General features: G+C 47.4%; 21 protein-coding genes. 9 read left to right on the top strand and 12 right to left on the bottom strand.

Translation table 11 applies throughout. The features are described 5' to 3' along the window. Positions 1–98: 98 nt before the first annotated feature. A complete protein-coding gene (locus tag FTO70_RS14345; protein WP_255336441.1) occupies positions 99–524 on the top strand; it encodes a response regulator in 426 nt (141 codons plus the stop codon). 831 nt (positions 525–1,355) lie between these two features. Here FTO70_RS14345 and thiI read toward each other — a convergent pair. Continuing rightward, positions 1,356–2,567, bottom strand: a complete 1,212-nt coding sequence (gene thiI / locus FTO70_RS14340; protein WP_255336450.1) for a tRNA uracil 4-sulfurtransferase ThiI — start codon at positions 2,565–2,567, stop codon at positions 1,356–1,358. Between the two features lie 526 nt (positions 2,568–3,093). On the opposite strand from thiI, the gene FTO70_RS14335 reads away from it, so the two are divergent. Beyond that, complete coding sequence (locus FTO70_RS14335) at positions 3,094–3,264, top strand: hypothetical protein (RefSeq protein WP_255336440.1); 171 nt, start codon at positions 3,094–3,096, stop codon at positions 3,262–3,264. A gap of 886 nt (positions 3,265–4,150) precedes the next feature. Here the strand turns inward: FTO70_RS14335 and FTO70_RS14330 are convergent. Then, positions 4,151–7,468: a tetratricopeptide repeat protein gene (locus tag FTO70_RS14330; RefSeq protein WP_255336439.1), complete on the bottom strand. Its 3,318-nt coding sequence runs from the start codon at positions 7,466–7,468 to the stop codon at positions 4,151–4,153. A 524-nt stretch (positions 7,469–7,992) separates the two neighbouring features. On the opposite strand from FTO70_RS14330, the gene FTO70_RS14325 reads away from it, so the two are divergent. Further along, a complete protein-coding gene (locus FTO70_RS14325; protein WP_255336438.1) occupies positions 7,993–8,781 on the top strand; it encodes an HD domain-containing protein in 789 nt (262 codons plus the stop codon). A 218-nt stretch (positions 8,782–8,999) separates the two neighbouring features. Here FTO70_RS14325 and FTO70_RS14320 read toward each other — a convergent pair whose 3' ends face one another. From FTO70_RS14320 to FTO70_RS14310, 3 genes are all read right to left on the bottom strand, one after another. Next, a complete protein-coding gene (locus FTO70_RS14320; protein ID WP_255336437.1) occupies positions 9,000–9,131 on the bottom strand; it encodes a hypothetical protein in 132 nt (43 codons plus the stop codon). A 176-nt stretch (positions 9,132–9,307) separates the two neighbouring features. Next, entirely contained in the window at positions 9,308–9,457 is a 150-nt protein-coding gene (locus FTO70_RS14315; RefSeq protein WP_255336436.1) for a hypothetical protein, read from the bottom strand. A gap of 201 nt (positions 9,458–9,658) precedes the next feature. Then, positions 9,659–10,408 (bottom strand): Nif3-like dinuclear metal center hexameric protein, encoded by a 750-nt coding sequence (locus FTO70_RS14310; RefSeq protein WP_255336435.1) that lies wholly within the window; start codon positions 10,406–10,408, stop codon positions 9,659–9,661. Between the two features lie 436 nt (positions 10,409–10,844). Here FTO70_RS14310 and FTO70_RS14305 point away from each other — a divergent pair, with 436 nt between their 5' ends. From FTO70_RS14305 to engB, 4 genes are all read left to right on the top strand, one after another. After that, the gene (locus tag FTO70_RS14305) at positions 10,845–11,066 is read left to right on the top strand and encodes a hypothetical protein (protein ID WP_255336434.1); all 222 of its coding nucleotides are present in this window, start codon (positions 10,845–10,847) and stop codon (positions 11,064–11,066) included. A 2-nt stretch (positions 11,067–11,068) separates the two neighbouring features. After that, on the top strand, positions 11,069–12,670 hold the full coding sequence (locus FTO70_RS14300) for a BatD family protein (protein WP_255336433.1): 1,602 nt from the start codon (positions 11,069–11,071) through the stop codon (positions 12,668–12,670). A 479-nt stretch (positions 12,671–13,149) separates the two neighbouring features. Further along, on the top strand, positions 13,150–14,124 hold the full coding sequence (locus FTO70_RS14295; protein ID WP_255336432.1) for a DHHA1 domain-containing protein: 975 nt from the start codon (positions 13,150–13,152) through the stop codon (positions 14,122–14,124). Positions 14,125–14,135: 11 nt separating this feature from the next. Then, positions 14,136–14,765, top strand: a complete 630-nt coding sequence (engB, locus tag FTO70_RS14290; protein WP_255336431.1) for a GTP-binding protein EngB — start codon at positions 14,136–14,138, stop codon at positions 14,763–14,765. A gap of 58 nt (positions 14,766–14,823) precedes the next feature. On the opposite strand, the gene FTO70_RS14285 is transcribed toward engB, so the two are convergent. From FTO70_RS14285 to FTO70_RS14270, 4 genes are all read right to left on the bottom strand, one after another. Then, positions 14,824–16,527: an ATP-dependent DNA ligase gene (locus FTO70_RS14285; protein ID WP_255336430.1), complete on the bottom strand. Its 1,704-nt coding sequence runs from the start codon at positions 16,525–16,527 to the stop codon at positions 14,824–14,826. Between the two features lie 71 nt (positions 16,528–16,598). Further along, positions 16,599–17,597 carry a homoserine dehydrogenase gene (locus FTO70_RS14280; protein ID WP_255336429.1) on the bottom strand — a complete coding sequence of 333 codons (999 nt, stop codon included), beginning with the start codon at positions 17,595–17,597 and terminating at the stop codon, positions 16,599–16,601. Between the two features lie 25 nt (positions 17,598–17,622). Then, a complete protein-coding gene (locus tag FTO70_RS14275; protein WP_255336428.1) occupies positions 17,623–18,114 on the bottom strand; it encodes an amino acid-binding protein in 492 nt (163 codons plus the stop codon). A gap of 395 nt (positions 18,115–18,509) precedes the next feature. After that, on the bottom strand, positions 18,510–19,673 hold the full coding sequence (locus FTO70_RS14270) for a winged helix-turn-helix transcriptional regulator (RefSeq protein ID WP_255336427.1): 1,164 nt from the start codon (positions 19,671–19,673) through the stop codon (positions 18,510–18,512). A gap of 258 nt (positions 19,674–19,931) precedes the next feature. Here FTO70_RS14270 and FTO70_RS14265 point away from each other — a divergent pair, with 258 nt between their 5' ends. Further along, a complete protein-coding gene (locus FTO70_RS14265) occupies positions 19,932–21,137 on the top strand; it encodes a chromosome segregation ATPase (protein WP_255336426.1) in 1,206 nt (401 codons plus the stop codon). 11 nt (positions 21,138–21,148) lie between these two features. Continuing rightward, entirely contained in the window at positions 21,149–21,412 is a 264-nt protein-coding gene (locus tag FTO70_RS14260) for a hypothetical protein (RefSeq protein ID WP_255336425.1), read from the top strand. A 111-nt stretch (positions 21,413–21,523) separates the two neighbouring features. Here FTO70_RS14260 and FTO70_RS14255 read toward each other — a convergent pair whose 3' ends face one another. From FTO70_RS14255 to FTO70_RS14245, 3 genes are all read right to left on the bottom strand, one after another. Continuing rightward, positions 21,524–21,850: a phasin family protein gene (locus FTO70_RS14255; protein ID WP_255336424.1), complete on the bottom strand. Its 327-nt coding sequence runs from the start codon at positions 21,848–21,850 to the stop codon at positions 21,524–21,526. Positions 21,851–21,919: 69 nt separating this feature from the next. Beyond that, complete coding sequence (locus FTO70_RS14250; protein WP_255336423.1) at positions 21,920–22,180, bottom strand: hypothetical protein; 261 nt, start codon at positions 22,178–22,180, stop codon at positions 21,920–21,922. Positions 22,181–22,275: 95 nt separating this feature from the next. Beyond that, entirely contained in the window at positions 22,276–25,185 is a 2,910-nt protein-coding gene (locus FTO70_RS14245) for a heavy metal translocating P-type ATPase (RefSeq protein WP_255336422.1), read from the bottom strand. Positions 25,186–25,269 lie beyond the last annotated feature (84 nt).

Raw genomic sequence — 25,269 nt, 5'->3', positions numbered from 1 at the left:
CAAATGGAAAAAAGCAAGGAAAAAATGGAAAAAATTTAAAGTATTTAACTGAAAATAAAAAATAAAGTCAAAAGAAAAAAGAAAACGGGGGTAACAAAATGGAAAAAGCAAAGATTCTGGTCGTGGAGGACCAGAACATAGTAGCCCTGAATATAAGAAATAAGTTAATGAATCTCGGGTATACCGTCCCGAGCACCGCAGCTTCAGGGGAGGAAGCTATAAGGAAAACAGAACTTACGGGCTCGGACCTGGTTTTGATGGACATCATGCTGAAAGGCGATATGGACGGGATCGAAGCAGCCCGTGAGATAAAATCCCGCTTCGGAATTCCGGTCCTGTATCTCACCGCCTATACGGACAGCGAAACCCTGGAAAGGGCAAAAATGACCGAACCTTCAGGCTATATCTCAAAACCCTTCAAGGAAGAAGACCTGCACAGCAACATCGAGATGGCCCTGCATAAAAACAGGGCAAGAAAAGAGGGAGAAGAAGGTAAGGAAAACGCCCAGGAAAAAACAGGCTAAATCCGGGAAAAAGAATCACGGCAGAAGAAAGGTAATCAGCGCCTTGAATATATAATCGTTAATACGTTATAGGATATCCATAAGAAGCAGCAGACCCAGAAAACAGGTCCTGCAGTGCTAATTAGAAACTCACCGGTGTAGGGGTCCTCGGGATACATTTCAATGTACAGGGAGCCGGCGGTCATTATCAGAAAACTCCCTACCGTGAAAAAAAGAAAGATCAATCTTGTTTTGGAAGTCTTCGGGTCCGGGCGGGGAAAGCTGTTCATAAAAGAAAATCAACATGAAAAAATAAATAATTTTTTAAATTATCCGGAAGTAAAACCCGAATTACACACATGCTGATAAAAAGTATGAAGTAAAAACCGGAAAGATTAAAGCAATAAAGAAAAGGCGGGCGTTAACAATTCTTGAAAAGTTGTGATTGTGGATTGAACCTGTGGATTGAACTTGTGGATTGAACTGGAGGTTGGTTGAGAATCTCCATGAAAAGTATAACGCCCTGAATATTAATCAAAATATATATTATATAAAGTATTTCAATGATATATAATTATAGAAGTATAAAATAGAAATGTATTTAAAATTGAAATTTATCCAGCAAAAATATTTAGAGTAAGTATCCGATTTTCCAGGTATAAAAGTAAAAAATAAGCATTTTGCTTAGAGAGGATGAAAGCAAAAAAAGAAGAGGGTACTGAAAAGGATGATACCCGCATATTCCCGGCAAAAAATTAGGAACCCGGGAAATCCGGAAAGGGCATTCAAAAGTTCGGAGCCATTGCCTTTCCAAAACCTCTGCTTCTTCAGAGATGATAGGCCTCTGCTTCTTCAGAGATGATAAATCTTTGCGGCACTGAACGCCTTCTGAACCATGGTTTCGATATCAAGCTTTTTTTCCTCAAGCAGGATAAGGTCGTATTTAGCCTTTACTTCCGGGTGCTCGGGGACCGCGGCACAGCTGCCTGCAGGCCGCGTCGAGATATCATAGGTTCCGATCCTGCGGGCAATGTCCACTATCTCGCTCTTGTCAAAGGCGATAAGGGGATGGTAAACAGGAACAGCAAGCTGATAGATCTCTGCATACATATTGGCGGCTGTCTGGGAAGCAACCTGCCCGAGGGATGAGCCGGTAATTACTCCGCTTGCACCTTCTTTTTTCATGACCTCGTAGGCCTCCCTGTACATCATGCGCTTGCAGAGAAGGCAGGTATTTTTCCGGTCACAGGTGTCTATGAAAGCCCTGAGGTTCGAGCCGTGGGGGAGATCATAAGTCGTGAACTGGTGCCCGGGCGCCCAGGTTTGGAGCTGGCGGACGCAGTCAAAGGCACGCTCTCTTGCAGCATCTTCGGCATAAGGGGAACCATCGCAGTAAACCGGAATGATCATGACCCCACGCTTCATCATAAGCCAGGCCGCGACAGGAGAATCGAGACCCCCAGACATGAGCACTACCATGCTTCCCTGAGTCCCGAGAGGAAGCCCACCTACGCCGGGAACTGTTTCCAGGTAAACGTAAGCCAGCTTCTGACGCATCTCGACAAAGATTTCCTTATCAGGAGAACTAAGGTCAACCCTGGGCTTCTTTCCCTCTTTTTCCAGGGCATTCCAGACCGCATCCCCGCAGGTTTTCCCTATCTCCGCAGAAGAAAAAGGATGGTTCCCGCTCCTCCTTGCACGGATAGCAAATGAATCTCCTTCCCTGATAAGGCGCAGCCCCAGGGCCGCGCAAACCCCGGCGGCACTCTCAAGGACAGGTTCTGCAGTCACCGCAGGAGAAGTCGAAACTACTCCAAACACATCGGCTGCTGCCCCGGCCGCACGGGCATCAGTGGTCTCAATAAAGATCCTTCCCCATTCCCGCCTTATCCGGGAATACTCGATTCCCCTGGAATCCAGCATTGCCGCAATATTCGTCACAAGGACTCTTTCATACCAGTTCCGTACCCCCTGACTTTTCAGAGCAAGTTCCCCATAACGGACAATGATAACGTCCAGAGGAACTTCAAGTCCCGCCGGAGCGGGGTTAGAACCGAAATCCATTCCTGAAGCTTTATTTTCAGCCATATTCTCAGTCTCGCTTGCGCCCCCGGTATCAGTGCCGGGCTTAAGCCCGGATTCAATATCATTAGAAATGTCTTTCATGGATACTAACGGGTTAGGGTGGCATGTGGTTTAAAGCTTTCAGGGAAAAATTATTTCTTACTCATTAGTACTTCCGTTTTGCTTTTGTAAAAATGGGAAACTAGGATACATATGGAGAGAGAATTTTCAAGGAGTATACCGAAAAGCATAAGAGCTATCATACTCAACAATTTATTAAAAAATAGGAAGTATAATACAAAAAAGGAAAACAAAACAGGCCCGGGGAACTGCAATTATTATCTGATCTTAGATATATAGAAACTGTTGACTATATTGGAAAATCTATATAAGTTAGGACTGCGTAGTATTGTATGATATTGTATATTACGCACAATATCGAAGACATTGGGTAAGACTGGGTAAATTGCCCACTATCGGAACGACGCAAGCAAATAAAGACAACCACGCCAGGGGTGGAGTACCAATGGAGACTCTAAAAAGGCTTGCAGGAAAATCGATAATCACAGCTATTGCAGTTTACAGTTTGCTGCTGGTTTTGTTTCCTGTGGGCTGGATCGTCTTGCTCGGGACCGCAATCGCGAAGCCGAGTACCGAAAAAAGTGTAGAAGCGAGAATCCTTGGGGCAGACATTTAAGTCTGAAACCTCGAGAGAAAAGGCAGGGGTGTCGGAAACAAACAAGGAAACCTGCGAATGGTTTCTGGCCAACATTCTCGTCTCCCAGCACCGGTGTCGAAAAAAACAAGGAAGTTCGCAAGGCTTCTGGCAAACATTCGCACCACCCTCTTGTAATCTGAAACTGGTTTCAAGCGGGTGTCAGAAACCAACAAGGAAACAGCTGTTTCCAGACAATAATTTGGAAAGTCCACTGAATCAAGAGGCGGGTTCAGGCGAGGGCTGGAAAAAGCAAACAGGAGACCGCGGTTTCTGGCAACATTCAGGCAACCCACTTTTTTTTATTCTATCATTTTACGTGGGCATTTTATTTTCTTTTAACTACACTTTGTAATTATTTCTTCAGTTTTGGCATTTCTTTTTACTGCACATACACATGCCTTTTTTACTGTGTATTGTTTATCTCGTATTTATATCAGTTATATTCTATTTTTCCTTTTAATTAATTTTCGTTTTTATTTTATTAAAGTGCGACAGCGTGAACTTTAAATGAGCGAATTCAATGGAGCCTTCCAGTTCTTTTCCGTCAAGTTCCTTTACGTGCCCTTCCGGTCTTTGGCCCCTCCAAGCTGCAGAAAACCCCTATAAAAGCTGAATTGTAAAAAGAAGAAGAAGAAGAAGAGGAAGAAGAGGAGCAGCAAAAATTGTAAGAAAATACTTGAAGAGAACCGAAAAGAAACTCCCAGTTCAAGGTCCAAATAGGTAAAAGAGAAAAAAACCGTACGAAAAAAGAAAATTTTCACCGGATGCCTCAGTAAAGAGGGCATCCGGCAAACCCATTTATTTCAGCTTTCACCGGGCTCTTTAAGGGTTCAGCTTTGAGAATTACCCATTGCTGGAAATGTCCTCATTGAGCTTCGGGGATGTACCATTCGTCATTCACATCTTCATCGGGCTCGGGGATGTACCCGGTGTCGCGAACTTCCCTATCAAGAGGTTCTGGAATGTTCCCGGACTGCTGGGAGCCTGCTGCCTCATTCTCACCAGGGTTCCCAGTTTGATTTTCTGGACCCCCATACCACCTGGTAGGGAGGGTGTAGTCCAGGTCACCCCTGTAAGTGTCGGGAAGGAAAACCTTTGTTCCCCTGTCCTCAAGGGCATCCACAAAGCCCGGATCAAGGGAATCCAGCTTTGTCTTGCACGCCGACGCATCATCGAATTTCTTCGTGAGATAGAGGGCAAAACGCTTGTTATAAAGGACTGAAACCGAGTTGGGATTTATTGTAAGAGCCCTGTTATAGCACTCTATAGCTGTCTCGGCATCTCCCATTACGTTGTAGATATAGCCCATGTTATACCAGGCAGTGATGCTGGTGGGTTTTAACTGGCTAGCCTTTGTAAAGCAGTCCAGAGCAGCGTTGTGGCTGCTTATCGTATAGTAAACGCACCCCTTGAAGTACCAGGCTGCGGCATTATTTGGAGCATACTGCAGGGTCTTATCATAACAGGCAATGGCTTCCTGATACTTCTTAAGCTTGTAGAGGGCAAAGCCCTTGCTGTTTTGGGAATCGATATTTGCCGGGTCCAGCTCCAAAATCTTATCGTAACAGCCGATTGCTGCCTCGAAATCTCCGAGTTTCTCCAGAGCCTTGCCTTTCCTGTAGATGACCTCCCTGTTGCCTGGAGCGGTCTTCAGGATGCCATCATAGCTTGCAACAGCTTCTTCATACCTGCCAAGCCCTTCAAGAATGGAGGCTTTTTCAGCCAGGACTGCAGCATTTGCAGGTTCGACCTTCAGGAGATTATCATAATCAGCCAGTGCCCCTTCGAGCCTTCCAAGTTTTACGAGGACCAGAGCCCTGTTTTTCAGAGCCTTCGGATTTGTCGGTTCAAGCTCCAGGAGCTGATCATAGCAGGAGACCGCCTCTTCGGACCTTCCCAGGGTTGAAAGGGCCAGACCTTTCCCGTAAAGGGCTCCAGCATTTTGCGGATCGAGCTCAAGCACCCTGTTAAAGTAAGTTACCGCCTCTTCGGACCGCCCAAGGTTGTTGACACTCGAAGCCATTCCGTACCAGGCAATGCTGGACTGCGGGTCAAGAGCCACCGCCTTCTTATAAGACTCCAGGGCTTCCGCATTCCTGCCGAGCTTGTCCAGAATGGAACCTTTCTCATACCATGCCTCCGTAAGCTCCGGATTGATCAAGAGGACCATTTCATAAGCTTTGAGAGCATCCGCATTCATTCCCAGTTTTCTGCTGACTGAAGCTTTCCCGTACCAGGCCGAGTCAGAACTGAACCCAGGGTTAAGGAGTTCAATACTTTTGGGGCTGAAACCCGGGTTATACGTTTTTGAGTCCAATTTTTCATAGCTGAGAAGGTAAGACCAGAACCCGCTAGCAAGCGCCCCTTTAGGATTGACGCCGGCATTATCTCCTTTCAAGAGGACTGAAACTTCGGAATCTGAAAGCTTCAGGGCCTCCTTAAGTTTGAAACTTGCGGGGGCATACCCTGGTCTGAGCTGAAGAGCCCTGTTGTAGCACTCTGCAGCTTCCTCATATCTTCCAAGCTGATCCAAGGCAAGGCCCTTATTGTACCAGATCTCTGCGCTCTCCGGGGCAAAGGCAAGGACCTGGTCATAACACTCAATTGAATCCTCGTAATTTTCGAGTTTTGTCAGGGCGACTCCTTTGCTGTACCACGCAAGGGTATAGTTTTCATCCAGGGCAAGAGCTTTATCATAGCTTTTCACCGCTTCCCTGTATTTCCCGAGACTTGCGTAATCAAAGCCCTTCCTGAACCAGACTTTAGCATAACCCGAATCCAGCTTCAGGGCTTTATCGTAGCATTCAGCTGCCTCCCCGTATCTCCCAAGCCCGTCAAGGTCCAGAGCTTTCCTGTACCAGACCACTGCATGCTCGGGTTCTTCTTCAAGGACCCTGCTGTAACAGTCCAGAGCAGTCTCGTAGTTTTCGAGCTTATCGAAAGCCAGGCCCTTGTCGTACCAGATCTTAACAGACTCCGACCTGAGATCTGGTGTTTCGGAGTAACTTGCCAGCGAAGCATCGTAGGCGTTCAATTTATTGAGCAGGGCATCTCCTGCCTCTTCTATCTCGACTCCGACACCGGGGTTAAGGGCCCTGTCATAGCACTCAATAGCAGCATCATACTGCCCCATCTTGTTAAGCACGGAACCTTTGCTGTGCCAGGCATCGGAGTTGTCGGGATCATACGTAAGAATTTTATCGTAACACTGAAGCGCATCAGCATACCTGCCAAGTTGCTCGAGCCCGGAACCTTTCCTCTGAAGGGCTCCGAGGTTATCCGGCTCCGAGAGTAGCACAAAGTCATAACAGGTTAACGCATCCCCATATAGCCCCAGCCTTTCAAGGTCCTCACCTTTGCTATACCAGGCCTCAACCGAGTCCGGGTTGATGGAAATAACCTGCTCATAACAATCTACGGCAGCCTCGTAATTTTGAAGTTTATCGAAAACCAGCCCCTTCTGATACCAGATTGCGGAATCTCCAGGAGAGATATTCAGGGCCCTATCAAAGCATATCATTGCTTCATCATATTTTTCGAGCCCTGCATAGGCCTGCCCCTGCATATAGAGGGCTTTCGAACAATTTGAACCATACTCAATTGACTTTTCATAGGAGAGCAAAGCCGACTGGTCCGAACCCATCTTTTCAAGCGCCTGGCCTTTTCGGAACCAGAGTTCGGCAAGATAGGAGTCCGTAGCAAGACCCTTCTCGTAACAATTCACCGCTTCAAGATAATTCAGAGACCCTAACAGTTCATCTCCCCTTTCATACCAGCTCTCAGAAGAAGCCGGAAAAGTTTCAAGAGCCCAGGTGTAACAGTCAATAGAATCACTGTACATTCCCAGCTCTTCCATAGAACGCCCCCTGGAATACCAGGCGAGGGAAGAATCAGGGTTTATATCAAGGGCCTTTTCATAACATTCGATGGAAAGCTTGTATTCCCCTAGAGAATACAAAGTATTGCCCTTGCTTATCAGGCCTTCAAAAGAAGTCGGATTCTGCGCAAGTACTTCCCCGAGAGTTGGGGGGGCCCCACCGTCCTCCAGAGTATCGTCTGTGACCAGTCCCTGGATTGAAATGGCCCCGGCAGGCAGAGGACCTGCAGCCGAGACTACCACTAAGATAAGGCTTAATAAAATGAAGGAATTAGCAATCGAATTAACTTTTTTTTCCGAGCCCATTAAATACCCCGAGATTTTCTAATGAGTTCCTTTTGGAGAATTTTACAACACATACTAATCAGGTTATCAATTATTAATCATTTATTATTCATAATGTGGCATCCTGTGCATTACCAAAGATGCAAAGCAACTGTATATGAGAATATTCAGAACATAACATACATCTTCATAATATAATATAGCATTCTGAAACATTTAAATTTAGAACATTCTGAGAATAAAACGTGACAAGATAAATTCTTTTTGCTCAAATTGACTATAATTTATACAGTTTATATAGAACATCAAGCTTGAATTAACAGGACACAATACCAGTATCAAGGTACTCAAACTTAAAAAAGTATTCGGAAAAAGAAGGATTATATTTAATCCGGAAAAGGGATACGTGCCAGAGGAAAAAGGAGCATGGACCCGGAGGAAAAAAAGAATTCATCCAGGAAAATCCCTGCTTCCTGGAAAAAACACTTTGAGCTTTCCAGCAGATTTGCATAAAGTATATACTATGAAATTTCCTATTCGAAAGCATGCACGAAGAAGACCTGGCTTTTTTCCGAAAATGGTTTCTGGACTACGTGGGAGGCTTTTCTTCACCTGACCCTTTAGTCCGGGAAAACATTGAACTTAAAACCGAACACACAAAAAGGGTCTGCAAAAACATACTCTTACTAGCAAAAACCGGAAAACTCGGAGAGGAAGAATGCCAGCTTGCCGAAACAATCGCCCTCTTCCACGACCTGGGCCGTTTTGAGCAGTTCACCAGATATAAAACATTCAAAGATTCGGATTCCGAAAACCATGCTGTTCTCGGGGTAAAAATCCTGAAAAAAGCCGGAGTTCTTTCTCACCTTTCCGAAAAAGAGCAGGATCTAATTTTGAAAGCCGTGGAGTACCACAACCTCGTGGAAATTCCCGAAAGTGCAAAAAACTCCCCGGAACTGCTCTTCCACTCAAAGCTGGTTAGGGATGCCGACAAACTGGACATCTTGAGGCTCATTTGTAAAGACTATGAATCAGGGGAAAAATCCCGAAACCCTGCCCTCGAACTTTACTTGCCCGATACTCCGGAATGTTCCGGCCCCGTGATAGAAGATATAATGAACAACAAAATGGCAAAAATAAGAGACGTCCTAAACCAGAACGATGTAAAACTCCTTCGCCTGAGCTGGGTCTTTGACATCAATTTCCCCGAGACTTTTGCCCTCCTCAGAAAACACCGTTACCTGGAAATAATCATTTCCTCTTTGCCAGGGACCGAAGAGGTCCGAAGGGTCAGGAGACACCTCGAGGACTATTTGGAAAAACATAATAAATAAATCGGAAACTATGAGATTTGAAGGAATAGTATAAGAAAATTTATAAATTTGGCAAACATTGATATAATGTCCTGAACAGATATTTACATGTCCTATAACGGCAGAAACTTGAAGAAAAAAAGTAGCTAGTAAGCCCGCGACTGGATGAGTACTGGCAAGAGAATCTACTCGGGAAATGACACGGACTTACAGGGGACGATCTACTGCGAAAGTAGCCTTTACAAGCGCACGGAGGTGACTGCGTTGAGCGTAAGAGGCTTTGCAGGAAAGTCGCTTGTAGTTGTGGTTTCGGCATACTGCCTTTTGTTGATCCTGTTTCCAGTCGGATGGCTGGTTTTGCTTTCAGGCACAATACTGCAATCGTATGCAGCTAAAAAAGTATTAGGTATCAGTATTCCAGCTACAAAAGCGGAAAGAAAACCAGAGCATAGCAAAGAACTGATAAGAAAACAGTGTAAACATTGAGAAATCGAGAGTTGCACAAAAAGGCATGCACTGGAAAACATAGGCTTATTCCATCATAGGCTTATTCCGTATATCGCCTTTGATGCTCGTTTCCGAGGCTCCGCCTGTAATCGGAGCGGACCTGCTTATTACATTGTTCGCAAAGCAGCTTTTCCAGGGCATCGTCATCAATTTTTTCTTCTTTTTTATCGGCAGAACTTTTTTTGTCCATAGCCCGGCACCTCAAAATTCCAGGTATTCAACCTCTGCTATTCATCAGGATCATGTTCGGACTTCAAAGCCTTATCTCCGCAAGCTGGAAGCATCCCCCTCAAAAACCAGTTTTATCAGGCGAAGGTTTTAGGGAGGGGCATTTTACTTTGAATTCTGTGGTTTGCAATTCAGTCGGATTCTTCCCTATGTTGATAGGAAATCAACCCCTGTTGATTGCTTTAAGCCCCGTAGGCTGTTCGATAAATACCACATCCAGGCCGAGAAGTTCACGCAGCCTGGGGCAGAGAGCTTCCATCCCCGGGTTTTCCGTGGCATAGTGAGTCGCATCGACAAGGCAGAGGTCCCCGTAGGAACGGAGGATATCATGTTTCAGCTCGGAAGAGATAACAGCATCAACACTGCATAAGCGGGCAACTTCAAGGTACTCGCTCCTGAAGCAACTGCCCCCCATTACCATGATACGCCTGATCCCTTCCTTTTCTCCTGCATACATGACAGGGGCCCTCAAACACTTCGAAACATGAGCTGCCAGCTCAGCCGAAGAACAGGGATCAATTTCCCCGATTCTACCCATCCCTGCCTCTTCTACATTCCCGAGCCCGAGCCGCGCCGCAAGTACGTCATTTACCCCACCTTTAGCCCGATCGTAGTTGGTATGCATGCTGTAGAGGGAAATCCTGTTTTCCAGAGCAAGCCTCAGGGAAGCTGCCAGTGGCTTCGAAATTATGGTAACTGGCTGGAAAATAAGGGTATGGTGAGTTATCAGCAGGTCGGCACCCACTTCTGCAGCTCGTTCAAGGGTATAAGCGTTCGCATCCAGGGCAACTGCAATTTTTTTCACATCGTTTTCCAGGTTCAGGATCAAACCGATCCTGCCTTCATCAAAGTCCTCCGCAAGGTAGGGAGGTGCTATTTCCTCAAGAAATCCTACTATTTTTTCAAGATCCATAGAAAAACCCTCTGAGAGCAGGCAAACATAAAAATTATAGAGAGCAAGACCCTGCATTAAACTCTCACGAGATTTGATGCCAATTTCCGGTGAAAAAACCGGCACTCAGCCTGCTTAAAGATATTCCTTCAATATTTCAGTTATTCCTTCAACATTTCAGTTATTCCTTCAACATTTCAGTTATTCATTAATATTTTCCATCCAGGCCCTCATGGAAAAACAGCATCCTTTCAAAAAGACAGAAAAACATCAAATATAAAAATTTTATTGAAAACACCCACAAAACTTAAAATATATTCATAAAAGATATTTTGAGAAGAAAATGGGGATACTTAAAGAAAGGAAATTTTGGGAAAAGTATAAGAAAAACGACAAAATAAAGATATAAAAGAAGCTAAGAATTGGAGTACAAAGAAAAGATAAAGAAATTAAAGGCATGAAAAACGACGAAATTACTGGGTGTGCTGGGGCAAAAACGATGCAGCGCAAGAAGAGAATACTTTCTCAAGAAGAGGGTATCAAAAGGGAATCGTTTAAAGAAATTTTTAACTATGAAATTAAAAATATTATAGCAGCTGCAAGCATCACAAAAGCGCAAAATTATGTTTCCGTGCACACTGGCCCAATTAAACCAGCGTCAAAATTTCAGGAAAGGTAACCATGGCTAAAAAAATTGTACTGATAGCATTACTTGTTGTTTTCATTTTCTCAAGCCTTTCTACGGCCGCGCTCGCTGCAGACGATGTGGAGTGGGTAGAGAAACTGGATGGGAAAAAACTCTACTGGGGAGATTCCGTAACAGTTACGGGGTATGTGATTAAAGCAGAAGACTTTCATGAAGATGGGGCAGTGTTCATTACCATCTCAAAAGATGGGGAAGAACTTAAAAGCGGACCTCTTACCGCAGGGATGGAGCTCGAATACGACGATGAGATAAAAGTCTATGCCCAGAAAGTGGACCCCAATTATGAAACAATCAAAAAAGACGGGATAGAATTCAGGACCGGGAACTGGAACCCTTATGCGGAACTTGACGTCCTCATAAGAGGAAAACCAGAATTTGATATCGACGTTGATACCGAGCAGGACACCTACGACCCCAAATACGCAGCAGACAGCAGGATCGATGTAACGATAAATGTAAAGAATGATGGGGATGCAAAAGCCGAAAATGTGGTGCTTACCATCGACACTGCGGGACTTGAGGTAATAAGCGGAAAAACAAAGTACACATATACAGAAGTCCTGAAAGGCGAAAGCAAAGAGCCGATTACACTTACCTTGAAGGTGCCCGCTCCCTGGGAAGACACCAATTTTAAAATTATCGCCAAGACCACATGTCAGGACATCAAAGACGAGGAGTATGAAAACGAAGGTTCCAAGACCGTGAAAATCAAGCAGAAATGGGACCTCGTGGTTTCAAAAAGCGCAACAAAAGAGCGCCATATGGGAGAGCCGGTGTACGTATCCGTAAATGTCCGGAACGGAGGGCTCTGTGATATTAACAACATAGAACTTACGGATTCCATTGTCTCAGGCATGCGGCTTGAGAAAGAAACGGAACTGAGCACAACCCTCTCCTTAAAAGCAGGAGAAGCTGCAGCTGAAGTCTTCAAGTATACCCTCATCCCCGAAAAACCGGGGGATTTCACCTTCCCGAAAACCACTGCCTCTTTCACCCTTGCAAACGGGCAGAGTAAGACGGTCAACTCGGACAATTCGGAAAAAACAAAAATTTACGGGCCGAACATAATCCTGACCAAGAGCCTTGACAAAACCAAGCTCAACCCCGGAGACGAGCTGACAGTCACTCTCACCGCAAAAAACACCGGAAACGTTGACTCAAGCGTAACGGTAACAGATACAGTGCCCCCGGAGGCAAAATTTATCAGCGGGGAAAAGGACTTTAAGGGAGTGCTCCAGAGCGGCGGCGGAGCAAAGACCATTAAATACGTCATCCAGATGCACAGCGAAGGGGAAATCCAGCTGCCTCCCTGTAAAGCGACGTTCCTTGACCTTGAAGATTACAAAGGAGAAGTCTATTCAAGCACCCCGCCTGTAGTTTATGTAGGCACTCCCGTGTCCCTGGAAGGGAGCAGTGAGGGCCCTTCGGGGTCAACAGAATCAAATGAAGAGAAAAAGCCCACATCCAGTGTGAATACCGGGGACGAAGAAGACGAAGATACTCCGGGCTTTGGCCCGGTGCTTACAGCCCTGGGGCTTCTGGGAGTTGCAGGGCTTCGCAAAAAAGGGATTGTCTAAAAGCAGAAAAGAAATTGTCTAAAAGAAGGTAAGAAATAATGGCTTTAGAGGTGCTGCCCCGGATTTCCTGGGAGCATTACCCATTTCAATCGCCATTTATTCTTCAATTACCTTCTGCTTTTCTTTAATCACTGCCGATCTGCTCTTCTTCAATCGTTAACCGCAATTCTTCAATCATTGTCTGCTTTTCTTTAATCGCTGCCTTCTGCGGTTAATTTGTCTGCTTTTTTTTAATAGCGGCCTTCTGTTGTTAATGTCTGCTTCTCTTCAATCACCGTTTACATTCTTATTCTATTGTTCATTACAGTTTTCCATTTTCCCGAAAATCAGTGGCTTTTCATCCTGCCCTTTGACCTGAAGGGTCTCCTTTCCGGATAATAGATAAAGATTTAAAAACAAGAAAAGAAAACTCTCCATAACTCTCCAAAAAGAAACCCGGAAAAATCAGCAGACCCCCTTAAAAAAATAGGAAACCCAGCATGAACGACCTGCAAACCCATCTTATATCAAAAACCCTTGTCCTTACCCACGGCGATTCCGACGGAATCTGTTCGGGTGCAATTGCAAAGAGCGCCTTCCCGGATGCATATGTATACTTTACGAGCCCGGTTAACCTTCTTGATAATTTGAATGATTTAAAAAGCGTTGAAACTCTCATCATCTGCGATATCGCGATTAATGAAAAGCACTGCCCTGAGATCTACTCGCGGCTCAGGGAACTTTCAGAAGAATGCAACCTCTACTATATCGACCACCACCCCCTTCCGGAAAACTGCACTTATGAAGACTGGTATTACCACGACCCTTCAGCCTGTTCGTCCGAACTGACCTACCGGCTCTTTGAAGACCTGCTTAGCCAGGACATGCGCAGGATTGCAATCTACGGGGCCATAGGGGACTTCTGCGACAACACGCCACATATCAGGGACTGGGTAAGGGACTGGGACAAAAGGAGCCTCTATTTCCAGGCAGGGACCCTGATCCAGGCAGTGCTCCACAAGGGAAAGGACTACGATTTCAAGAGGACTCTCCTCGAACCCCTCTCAAGGGACAGGATTCCCTCACGGATCCCTGACCTCCTCGGACTGGCAAGGGATGCTGCCTTAAATGAAGAGAAAATCCGGCTCTTTGTAAAAGAACATGTGGAAGTCTTGAAAAATTGCGCGTATATTGTAAATACGAATAACTCCATTTCCAAAGCAGCAATTTATGCAGCCTCCTACGGCCAGAGGGAAGTGGGCGTTGCAGCCGAACACCGGGATAAAAAAGGTATATACGACCTTAGTATCCGTTCCCGGGGAAAAGTAGACGTTAACCGGATCCTCCGGACCCTCGCCCCGCAATTCGGCGGAAGCGGCGGCGGACACCCTCTCGCAGCAGGAGCACGCATCCCCGATGACTCCTTTGAGGCATTCCTGCGCGCCTTCGACGCCAGGCTGGGGGACGCAAAATGAGGTAAAAACAAATGAAAACAAGCAAGACCGTGGCTGAAAGCGGCATAAACCTTGAAATTCTCTTTGTCGGACGCTCCAACGTGGGCAAATCCTCTCTCATCAAAGAATTCTTCGGCGCAGAAGTAAAAGTCGGAAGGCGCCCGGGGGTCACCCTGCGCCCCATCCACGTCCACCTCTCGGACCTCCTCATTACCGATATGCCGGGTTTCGGCTTCATGAGCGGGGTCAAGGACAGGAAACAGGACATCGTAAAAGACCAGGTCGTGCGCTACATCGAAAAGAACGCCGAAAGGATAAAGATAGGGGTCCTGGTAGTTGACGGTCCTTCCTTCCCGGACATCGTCGACCGCTGGGATTCCAGGGACCAGATCCCAATTGACATAGAGATGTTTGATTTCCTGAGGGAAATCGGGATCGATACCCTGATAGCTGTAAATAAGATGGACAAAGTAAAAGAAAGCGAGTATGACCCTCTCCTTGATGAAATCACAGCCCGCCTGGGGCTTGAACCCCCATGGGAGAACTGGAAACACCTGGTTGCCCCGATCAGCGCCAAAAAAGGAGACCTGAAAGCCTTAAAGGGCCTTCTGCGGGACAGGTTGCACGAAATGAAGCGTGACGACCTGTTCAAATATATCTGAAAGATATGAATTAAGATGCTTCAGGGAAATTAAGTTGCTTCAGGTCGAGAAAAGGGTATTAGAGCCTTTTCAGCTGCTGGGCATATACCCTCTCGATCCGCTGGATTGAATCGGCTTCTTCGGGGGCCTTATCGTTCCGGACACGGATGAAGCGGGGGAAACGCAGCGCAAAACCTGAGGCATAGTTGGGGCTTTTCTGGATTTCTTCAAAGGCGACTTCCAGGACCACTTCAGGCCTTACGGCAAAAACCCCGCCTGATTCCCCTTCCATTAGCCCCGTAAGCATCCCGGTAAGTTCCCGGAGCTGCTCGTCAGTCAGGCCGGTGCCAACTTTTCCGATCTGCAGGAAGCGGGAAGTTTCAGGGTCGTAGCAGGCAACGGTATAGGAACCTATCAGGTTTGCCCGCCGGCCAAAGCCCCATTCGGCTCCCACGACCGCCAGGTCCAGGGTCTCCATTAGAGGTTTTTTCTTGAGCCAGTTCTTGCCGCGCTTGCCCGGGGAATAAACGGAACCCGGGTTCTTGACCATGATTCCTTCGTGCCCGGCTTTTAAGGCTTCCCGGTATATTTTTTCCACAAGTTCCAGGTCGCCAGTGATTACCTGCTCGTCCACGGAAATGGACTTTGAGTCTTCCACCGAGCTTTCCACGCAGGACTCAAGGGCTTTTCGCCTTTCCAGGAGGGGAAGGTCGATCAGGGTCTTCCCGTTCAGGTACATGATGTCGAAGAGGTTTAGCTGGATGGGAATGCCTGCGGCTTTCTCCTCCACATCATATTTTCGCCGGAAACGTTTCAGGATCTCCTGAAAGGCCCTGGGCTTTCCCTTTTCGTCCACGGCAACGGCTTCCCCATCCAGGATTGCGGACTCGGCCTTCACGTGCTTGCGGACGATTTCCACCAGGTCGGGGAGGGAATTGGTGACGTTTTCGAGTTTCCTTGAAAAGAGGGTAACGGAATTTCCGTCCTTATGGATCTGGACCCTGGCCCCGTCAAATTTCCATTCGACTGCGGCTTCTTTCATATCCCTTATATCGGAATCGATGTCCGGACTGATCTGGGAGAGCATCATCTTGATGGGGCGGTTGATCTCAATCCCCAGGGTTTCAAGGGCTTCCAGGCCGCCTTTTTTAGCAGCCTCAGCCACGATCCCGAGGTCATTCGTGACCATGAAAGCATGCTCCACCACATCTGCAGGCACAGAGAAGGCTTTTGCAATGGCGTCCCTGACGACACCTTCCCCTACACCTATGCGGAGCTCTTCTAAGGCAAGCCTGGAAATGTACTTAGCTTCCCTTGGGCTTGAGGAATTGAAGAGGAACTGGAGGTTTTTGATTTTCACGTCCTGCGAACCTTTCCCGGTGGCTTCGGAAGCGGTCTTGAAGCGCTGGTAGACTTCCGTAATTGAGAGTTCGGGCTCTTCTTCCATAAAAGAAGAAAAAGTGGCCTGGTTCTTGCGCTTTTCCTTCAGGACCAGGAGGGCAGCATCTCCAATGTCGCCGGTGGTCCGGATCAGGGCTTCAATGCTCTTTATCGACATCCCCGAGGCCCTGGAGAGGGCAGCGTAGAGGAGGCTCGTGCCTATTCCCAGCTGTTCCCCGCTCCAGGCGGGAAAAACTTCGCTCATGATGAAATGAGTTGCCAGGGGCAGTTCTTCTGCATCCACCTTTCGAAGCAGTTCAGAAACCTTATTAGTGGTCTCGATGGTACTCGAAATCTTCTCGATAGCCTGGCAGGTCTCTGCAAATTCCCTGAAGCTTGTCATGGTCCCAGTAGCCTTTTTTATGTTATGCTCTGTTGCGGATTTGGGGTTTTGAAAATCCGGATTTACCCCTTTCAGCAGTCCCTGTAAATTGCGACCAGGTCGCTGAGGATTGCACTTGCAGTCTCGATGGAGCCCGCACCCTTTCCGGTAACTGTGATTTCCCCTGCAAGCTCGGTGTCCACCGAAGCCACATTGAGGGTACCCCCAACAGCAAGGGGATGGTTGATGGGCACGAGCCTGGGGGCAACATGGATCCTGTCCCTGCTTACTTCCCCGATGAGTTTGATCACATGCCCGTTCTTGTAAGCCATATCCAGGGCTTCCGGGGTGATTTTCGTAATTCCCGTGACCCCAACATCCCGGTAAGTGGCATCCAACCCGAAGATTGCGTTTGCAAGGATTACGAGTTTGCAGGCGGTATCGATCCCTTCCACGTCGTAACTGGGGTCGGTCTCGGCAATCCCGAGTTCCATTGACTCGGCAAGGATGTCGGAGTAACTTGCCTTTTCTTCAATCATCCGGCTCAGGATGTAGTTGCAGGTCCCGTTAAGAATTCCTTTGATGCTCCTGACGTTATTCCCTGCAAGTACCTCATTTACCAGGTTGATGACGGGCATGGAACCGCCCACAGTGGCTTCAAACCTGAACCTGCAGCCGGCTGCCTTTGCGGTTTCCACAAGTTCCCGGTACTTCATGGCAAGGGGCCCTTTATTGGAAGTAACCACATCTCTGCCCATCTCGAAGGCTGCAAGCATGTTCTGGAGACCGGCCCCTCCGGTCTTTATATTTGTGGGGGTTGTTTCGATTACCAGCTCATGCTCAACGGATTTGATGACTTCAAGCCCGGTTAGTTTTTCCAGGGCAACCGTGCCCTTTTCCCGCTTCCGTGCCAGGCAGTCGGCAAGGTCAACTCCATCAGGGTTGACTGTCGCACCCTTCGAGTCAACGACTGCAACTACACGCACGTCCAGCCCGATGCTTTCCAGGTATTCCCTTTTCATAAGGAGAACCTCGGCTACACCCTGTCCGATTGCACCGAACCCGATAATAGAACAGCGTACTGTTTTCATTTTCTCAATCCTCTAAATCTCTTTTTCAGGCCTGGACGTCTATTGGCAGGACCATAAGCAGGTCTTTTTTTGCTGAGACTTCTTTCAGGATGTTGAGCGCCTTTTGCATATCCTCTTTTCCCACTGCATCGATTTTGATGAGGGCTGAAGAAAGCAGGTCTATACCGGGCATGGAGAGGGAAATGTCCACAACTTCAGCAAACCCGGTCTTGTCGATCTCATCTATGGTATCCTGAATCCCGGTATGAACCACATGCCCTATGAGGACCACATTTATACTTTCCCTGAAGCGGTGTTCTCCGACCCTTACAACTCTGATCCCGTTTTCTTCCAGCTTTGCCTTTATGGCTTCAATGCTTTCCGGCCTGATTTCAAGCACCAGCTGCACAGGCACCGTGTTTCGGGGGGTCCTCTTCTGGTGGTGATGTAAAACAGTTATCAGGTTAGCCCTGCATTCCGAAAGGGGCTGGAGGGCTAAAAGCATCTGCCCGGGCACATCCTTTAATTCAATGTCCATGGAAACTCGCATAATGTCCCTCAGTAAATTAAGTAGCATTATATATCCGATAATATCCAGTCTCTAGTCCTTTTACATAGCATACACATTACATAATGTATGCAGTTCCTTGAATTCTGTAACGAACGTACCAGTCTCTTTTAATCCTGTCACCCTGGTGACGTACTATTATTATAAGCCTTTTCAGTGAATGATTTCGTATCAATAATGTGAAAACGCAAAAGGGTATTGATAAGTTAGGTAGTTTGTTTGAAAGACGATCCCTTTGCAGGGCGATGCATATCAAAATATTTTAAAGATTTTTAACCCTTTTTGCTGTTTAGAAGATGAATTTAATTATATATTTTACTATTTGCAGTTTTTCAAAAGAGATTTTTTAAGGTAATTTTACCATCTCATTCCCTTTTACCATCTTCCCTTTTACAATCTTCCTTTTTATTCTCATATTCAGCCTGCTTTCGGATATGTTCGTCAGTTATCCGGAGAACATTTCCTCTTCCCTTCTTAAATTTTTCAATCAACCCCCTTTCTTCCAGATCGGAAAGCATCAGGCTTACCTTGGATTCGGAGTATCGGGACTTCTTCCTGAGCTCTCTCTGGGTGATCCTGTTCCCGCTTGCCCGGATAAGTTCCAGAACTTCTTTTAGATCATCAGGGAGGTGAGCCTCGGGATCATCCCGAAGATGAACTTCGAGATCGTTGGTCAGGTCATCCGGGAGGCCATCAGGAAGGTCACAGGGAACTTTTTTTACCGGTTCTTTCGGGTCCCAGGCTGTTGTTGGAATTACGGAGGCTTCAAGCTCTTCCCCGGAAGGTTTTGCCCGAACTCCATAAAGGGCCTCTGCTCCATCTGCAGGTTCAGGCCAGCTGACTACAGGTCCGCTAACCCCTTCTTCGGGAGCCTCAGGTGCAGGAGGTTCCGGACTTTCTTCCGGTACGACAAAATTCCAGGACTCTATTTCAACTTCTTCAGGGGATTTGGCCTCCGTTACGGGATTTTCATGCCGCGGCTTGCTCACCATTTCCGCCTCATTTAAAGGCCCGGGGGAGATATCAGAAGTTTTTCCCTGTCTCTCTTTCCAGAAATAACCTACAAGGAGCAGGGCGGAAAGGGCAAGGAAAACAAATATGACTGTGGTATTTTGGGAGTCTTCTTCTGCTACAAGTTCTGCTTCTTTAAAATCCCGGTCAATATCTTCAAGCTCACTCTGGTCCAGGAGCTCTTCTTCGTAAGGGGGAAATAGGAGGATGTCAAGCACATAATCCCCGTCCTCGGAAATCTTAACAGTCTCCTCAGCCGCATAAACCAGGGTACCCCCTTCAAAGTAGCTGGCCGTTATCAGGTAGTTTCCCGGAGGCAGGTTGAAAGAATACACCGCATCCGGGGCAACGAAATACTGTTCCGGGGTCGAGTTTACTTTAATCACGGCATTATTAAGCGGCTCGAAACTGTACCACTCGTACACGGTCCCGTGCACTGTAGCTGCAAGAGCACCTCCCGGGGCAAGCAGGAGGAATAAGAAAAAACAACCGATAGCGCAGAACTTATTAAAATTCACGAAAGCTTAAACGGGTTTTTAACATAAATCTTTTACTTATCCTGAGAGGGGGCCTGAGATTTAAAGGCACCATAAAGTTTTTTCAAAGAAAAGAAGCCCCAATCAAGCTTTAAAATCCGTACTTTTCGATCCATGAGGCATTTTTCGGAAAGAATGCTTATATTTTCTCTTTCCAATAGGGCAGTAATTACAACTGAAAAAAATATTATAATCAATTAAAGGATCAATTAAAAGAAGAAGATTAAAAGGAGGCGTCAGATGGAAAAATCAAGAATAATGCGATATCTGGCTTATTTTACCATAGTACTGATGTTGCTCAGCGTGCTGCCCGGAGGGGCCCTTGCTGCAAAAGGGGCACCAGGGCAGGGTAATGGAAACCAGGAAAAATATACAGGGGAAAATGTCGCCGGTTCAGATGATAACGGAGCTGACAGTGGAGACGAGGTTGACGACGGTGAGGATTCAGGGGACGATTCGGATGATGACTCGGACGATGATTCGGATGACGATTCAAGACCCCTCCAGGACAGGGACCGCCTTAGAGAAAGAGCCCAGGACATGAAAGAAGAGAGAAAGCTGACCAGAGAACAGCTTAGAGAACAGGTCCAGTCCCAGAGAAGGATATACCAGGATGCCAAAGGAAACTTCCTGCTGGTCAGGAAGCAAATCAGGGCAGGACAATTTGAAGACCCTGAGAGGGAAGCTACCAGGGAATACCTTAATGCAAGCCTCTGCTACATGATAGCCCACCTTGAAAACGTCCGGTACAACCTGAACAACTCAAACGGCAACGGTACGGAAGCTAGAATTGAAGCCATTGATGAACAGATCGAGCAGCTGAAGGGAGAGCAGGCACTTATTGAAGGTTTCGACGAAAATAGCACCCTTGAAGACTTCTCAATTGCGACCACTTCAGTGAGAGGGGCTTGGAATAATGCACAGAAGGCCAGCCTGGCAGGGGCAGGGCAAACTGTCAGCGAGAGAATTGGCGAATTCCTCGAGAAATCTGAAACTCTCTCAGAAAAGATTGAAGCTGAAATTGAGAAGCTAAACGAAAGTGATGTTAATACCACGGAACTTGAGGAAAAGATAGCCGATTACAATGCACTGATAGCCTCTGCCGAAACAAACAAGGAAAAGGCCGATGCAATTTACGATGATGAGGATGCCACGCCGGAAGAACTGGAAGAAGCAAACGAATACCTGCGTGATGCCCTGAGCGACATCAATGAGGCAAACCAGATTGTAAAAGAAATCTTCGAGGAATTGAAAGAATACGAAATTGAAACTGAAGAAGAACAGGAACAATTGCAAACACAGGAGCAGGAACAAAAACAAGAAATGACCGATGAAGAAGAGCAGGAGCAAGAACAATTGCAGACCCAGGAGCAAGAACAAGAACAAGAAATGGCTGACGAAGAAGGGCAGGAAGAAGAGTCTGATGGTGAAGAAACCGAGATTTAAGGAGGCACAAAATGGTCAAATTCACTCACCTGCTCATTCTCTCAGCTTTAATGGTCTGGCTTGCAGGGTCTGGCTGCGTCGGGAACGATGCTTCTGATGCAGAGGAATCTAAAATAGACTCAAATGCTGCTGAGCTAATGGAAGAGGATCAGTACGCAGAAGAACTGGAACTTAACGAAGCAGAAATCCAGGCACTTGAAGCAGATATGGCAGAACTTGAATCTCTGCTTGAAAATGCAAGCCTTGAAGAAGAAATAGTTATTGAAGAGCTTTAAAAAAGTAATCCCGCCTGCAAAAATGGAAATTTCGCCTGCAAAATCAAATATGTAAAAACAGAAAAAGAGCAATACAGGGAAAAAACTAACCCAAAAAAGAAAAGATTGTTTTCACTTGAAAAACATCTTTTCTTTGTTTTTCATTTTCCGGAGTTCTTCCTCCAGGGTTTCTATTCTGGACTCGAGCTCTTTCATTTCCTTTCTGCTAATGACATCCGTTTTTGAGACGACTTCCTGGATCTTTTCAGAAATTTTCTTTTCCAGGTCAACCTTCTGTTTTTTGCTCTCATCGAGCATTTCGGAGACCAGCTTCTTGCCTTCTTCTTTATTGATGTCCCCTTTCTCGACCAGATCCTTTACAAGATCATTAATTTTATCTTCAGTCATTGCCCAGAGGCCGGCCCCTATGAGCCCCAGTTTTTGCATGGATTTTTTCATATTCACACCTGGATTGGAATCATTAATCTTGATATAATTATTTGCATGGTAATGGGCAAGTCCCAAAGATCAGGAGGCTTTTTTGCCTTCTTCCCTGCTCTCAAGCCTGTCCATGATTTTTGGCCAGAGGGACATTGAAATGATCATGGTAATCACAAAGACGAAAATTGCCCCTGCGGCCATATCTACCTGGGTATAGGCCATTTCTCCCCGGAACATGTTAGTTGCGAGCGCCCCGAGCAAAAACAGGTTAATTAACAAGAGTGAGGTGGCTAAACTTGAAAGGAGCACGACTCTTGTCCTTTTGTCCTTAGGTCCGAATTTCAGCATGGAGCTAAACCTCTCATCATCAAGAATTTAGTAAATCCCGGAATTCCTCAAATTCTTCCTTAAATTATTAAGCCGCGAAAATATCTGCCCTGAACTTATTTAATCTTACTTCTTTTCATGAGCAGGGAATTTGTGGTTACGGACACCGAGCTCATTGCCATGAAGGCGGCTGCAAGCTCAGGAGAGATCAGGATCCGCTCGAAGAAGGGATAAAGGATCCCCGCTGCAATGGGAATCCCGAGCGAATTGTACCCGAAAGCCCAGAGCAGGTTCTGCTTGATCTTGCGGATGGTAAGCCGGCTCAGGCGAAGGGCGGCAACAACGTCCAGCGGATCATTTTTAATCAGGACGATTTTGGCAGACTCCATTGCAACGTCCGTGCCCGCACCCATTGCAATTCCCACGTCGGACTGGATAAGGGCAGGGGCGTCATTAATTCCGTCACCTACCATTCCAACAAGCTTGCCCTCGCCCTGAAGCTTCTTGATTTCGCTGGCCTTGTCCTCAGGCAGCACCTCGGCAAGCACCCTGGGAATCCCTACTTCTGCCGCAATGGCACCGGCAGTTATGGCATTGTCCCCGGTAATCATCACAACTTCGATTCCCATTTTCCTGAGAGTCCCGACTGCTTCTTTCGAGCGCTCTTTTAAGGTGTCGGCAACGGCAACAAGGCCCAGGGCTTCGGACTCCCGGGCAACAAGCATTGCAGTCTTTCCTTTTTCTTCGAATTCCCGCATTTCAGCTTCCAGCCCTTCAAAGGGAATCCCGTTTTCTTCCATCAACTTACGGGTACCCAGGAGCACCCTTTTGCCTCCAAGGTACGCCTCCACACCTTTTCCCGGAATCGAGCGGAAGTTCCTGGCCTCTCCGAGGCTGATGCCCCGGGTTTCCGCACCTTTTACCACGGCCTCCCCCAGAGGGTGCTCTGAGCCCTTTTCTGCAGTAGCCGCCACGAAAAGAACCTCCATTTCTTCCCTGCCCGGGGCTGCCAGCACATCGGTAAGTTTCGGGGTCCCTTCGGTCAGGGTCCCGGTCTTGTCGAAAACGATGGTATTGAGTTTGTGCGCCCTCTCAAGGGCTTCTCCGCCTTTTATAAGGATTCCGTTTTCCGCACCCTTTCCCGTCCCGACCATGATGGCAGCAGGGGTTGCAAGCCCCACGGCACAGGGGCAGGAGATCACAAGGACGGTTATTGCGATCAGGAGGGAGAAGAGGAAGGGGCTGATCCCTAAGAGGGCTTCGGATTCCCCCACCCCGTAGCGCCAGTAGCCTATAAAGAACCAGAAGAAAAAGGCAAAGAGAGCAATGATGTGCACGGATACGATGAAGTTGCCCGCAAATACGTCGGCAACCCGCTGGATCGGGGCTTTTGTGGTCTGGGCGGCTTCCACGAGCTTGATGATCTGGGCAAGGGCGGTGTCGGCTCCGACCTTTTCGGCCCGGAACCTGAAAGCTCCTGTTTTGTTAAGGGTTGCCCCTATGACCGTGTCTCCCTGGCTTTTTTCCACAGGAATGCTCTCCCCGGTCAGCATTGACTCATCCACCGCCGAGTTGCCTTCAACAACGACCCCGTCCACAGGGATCTTTTCCCCGGGGCGGACCACCACAATGTCTCCGACTACGACCTCTTCCACAGGGACTTCCTTTTCCTCCCCGTCCACCAGGATCCGGGAGGTCTTTGCCCGAAGCCCCATCAGTTTCCGGATGGCTTCCGAGGTCCTGCCCCTCGCCCTGGCCTCGAGGTACCTGCCAAGGACAATGAAAATGATCAGGAAAGAAACCGTATCGTAGTAGGTGCTGTCGTACCCGGGCCCCAGGTCAAGGAAAGTCGCAGCCACACTTATCAGGTAGGCAGACCCCGTCCCGGCAGCGATCAGCAGGTTCATGTCGGTTACGCCGTGCGTGAAGCCTTTGTAGGTCCCGACAAAAAACTGCCTTCCGGGAAAGAGGAGGACAAGGGTTGCCAGGATAAAAAGCAGGACCGGATTTGAAAGGAAAGCGGGCACGAAGGAGAAAAAGGGAAACATCATCCTCATGTTCCCGAAAAATATGGGAATTCCCAGCGCCAGGGCAATTATCAGGTTGTTTTTCTGCTTCCGGATCTCCGCTTCCCTGAACTGCCGTTCCCTGTCCTCATACTCCACAGTCTCTGCGTGTACGGAAGCCCCATACCCGATTCCCTCGATTGCCGCGATCATTTCCCGGACCGAAACCCGGGAAGAATCGAACTCGACGACGGCTTTCCCGAGAGGGAAATTTACGGAGGCCGAGATTACTCCTTCGGTTTTGTTTAAGACCCTCTCGATATTTGCCGCACAGGAGGCACAGCTCATACCCTGGAGGTTAAGAGTTACGGAGTCTTTTTCCACCCCGTACCCGATAGATTCGATAGCTTCTTCGATGTCTTTTGGAGAGACCCTTGAAGGCTCAAAGCTCACTTTCGCCTTTTCCAGCTCCAGGCTGACAGCAACGGAGTCCACGCCTTCTTTCTTTTTTAATACCCGCTCAATGTTTCCCGCACAGGCCGCACAGGTCATCCCCGAAACCCTCAGGGTGATTTCCTTCCTTGCGGCTTTTGGAGCTTCCTTTATCCCGGCCTCAGCGCCAGCTCCAGCCTTAACGCCAGCATCCACCTCAACGCCGCCACCTGCCTCACCAACAGTCCTCACCTCAGCCCCAGTTTCCAGGACTTTTTCCGTTATTTCCGCCTCCAATTTCTCCCCGGAAACTTCCGGAACTTTGACTGTTGCTTCCTCTTCAATCGTTTCCAAAACTTCAGGAGCCTCAGCACCGGTTTCTTCTTTTTCGGTTGAGTACCCTGCTTTCCGGACAGCCTCCTTTATGTCTTCAAGGCTTACTTTTTCAGGGTCAAAGCTAACAGCGGCCTGTTCAGCCTCAAGGCTGACTTCAACAGATTCCACGCCCTGCAGGGACGAAATGGCATCCGCTACTCTTTTCTGGCAGTGACCGCAGGTCATGCCATAAACCTGGATTGACATTTCCATTATAAATTCCGCCTGTTTTGGAACTTGAACTTTCCATCCGGTTTAAATGCCTGGAAAAACTTTGATTCGACAAACTTCTCTTGC

The sequence above is a fragment of the Methanosarcina sp. KYL-1 genome (assembly GCF_024372725.1).
In the GTDB taxonomy this organism is placed as follows: Archaea; Halobacteriota; Methanosarcinia; order Methanosarcinales; family Methanosarcinaceae; genus Methanosarcina.
Note: the sequence above shows the minus strand (reverse complement) of the source record. Positions and strands in the feature narration are given on the sequence as shown.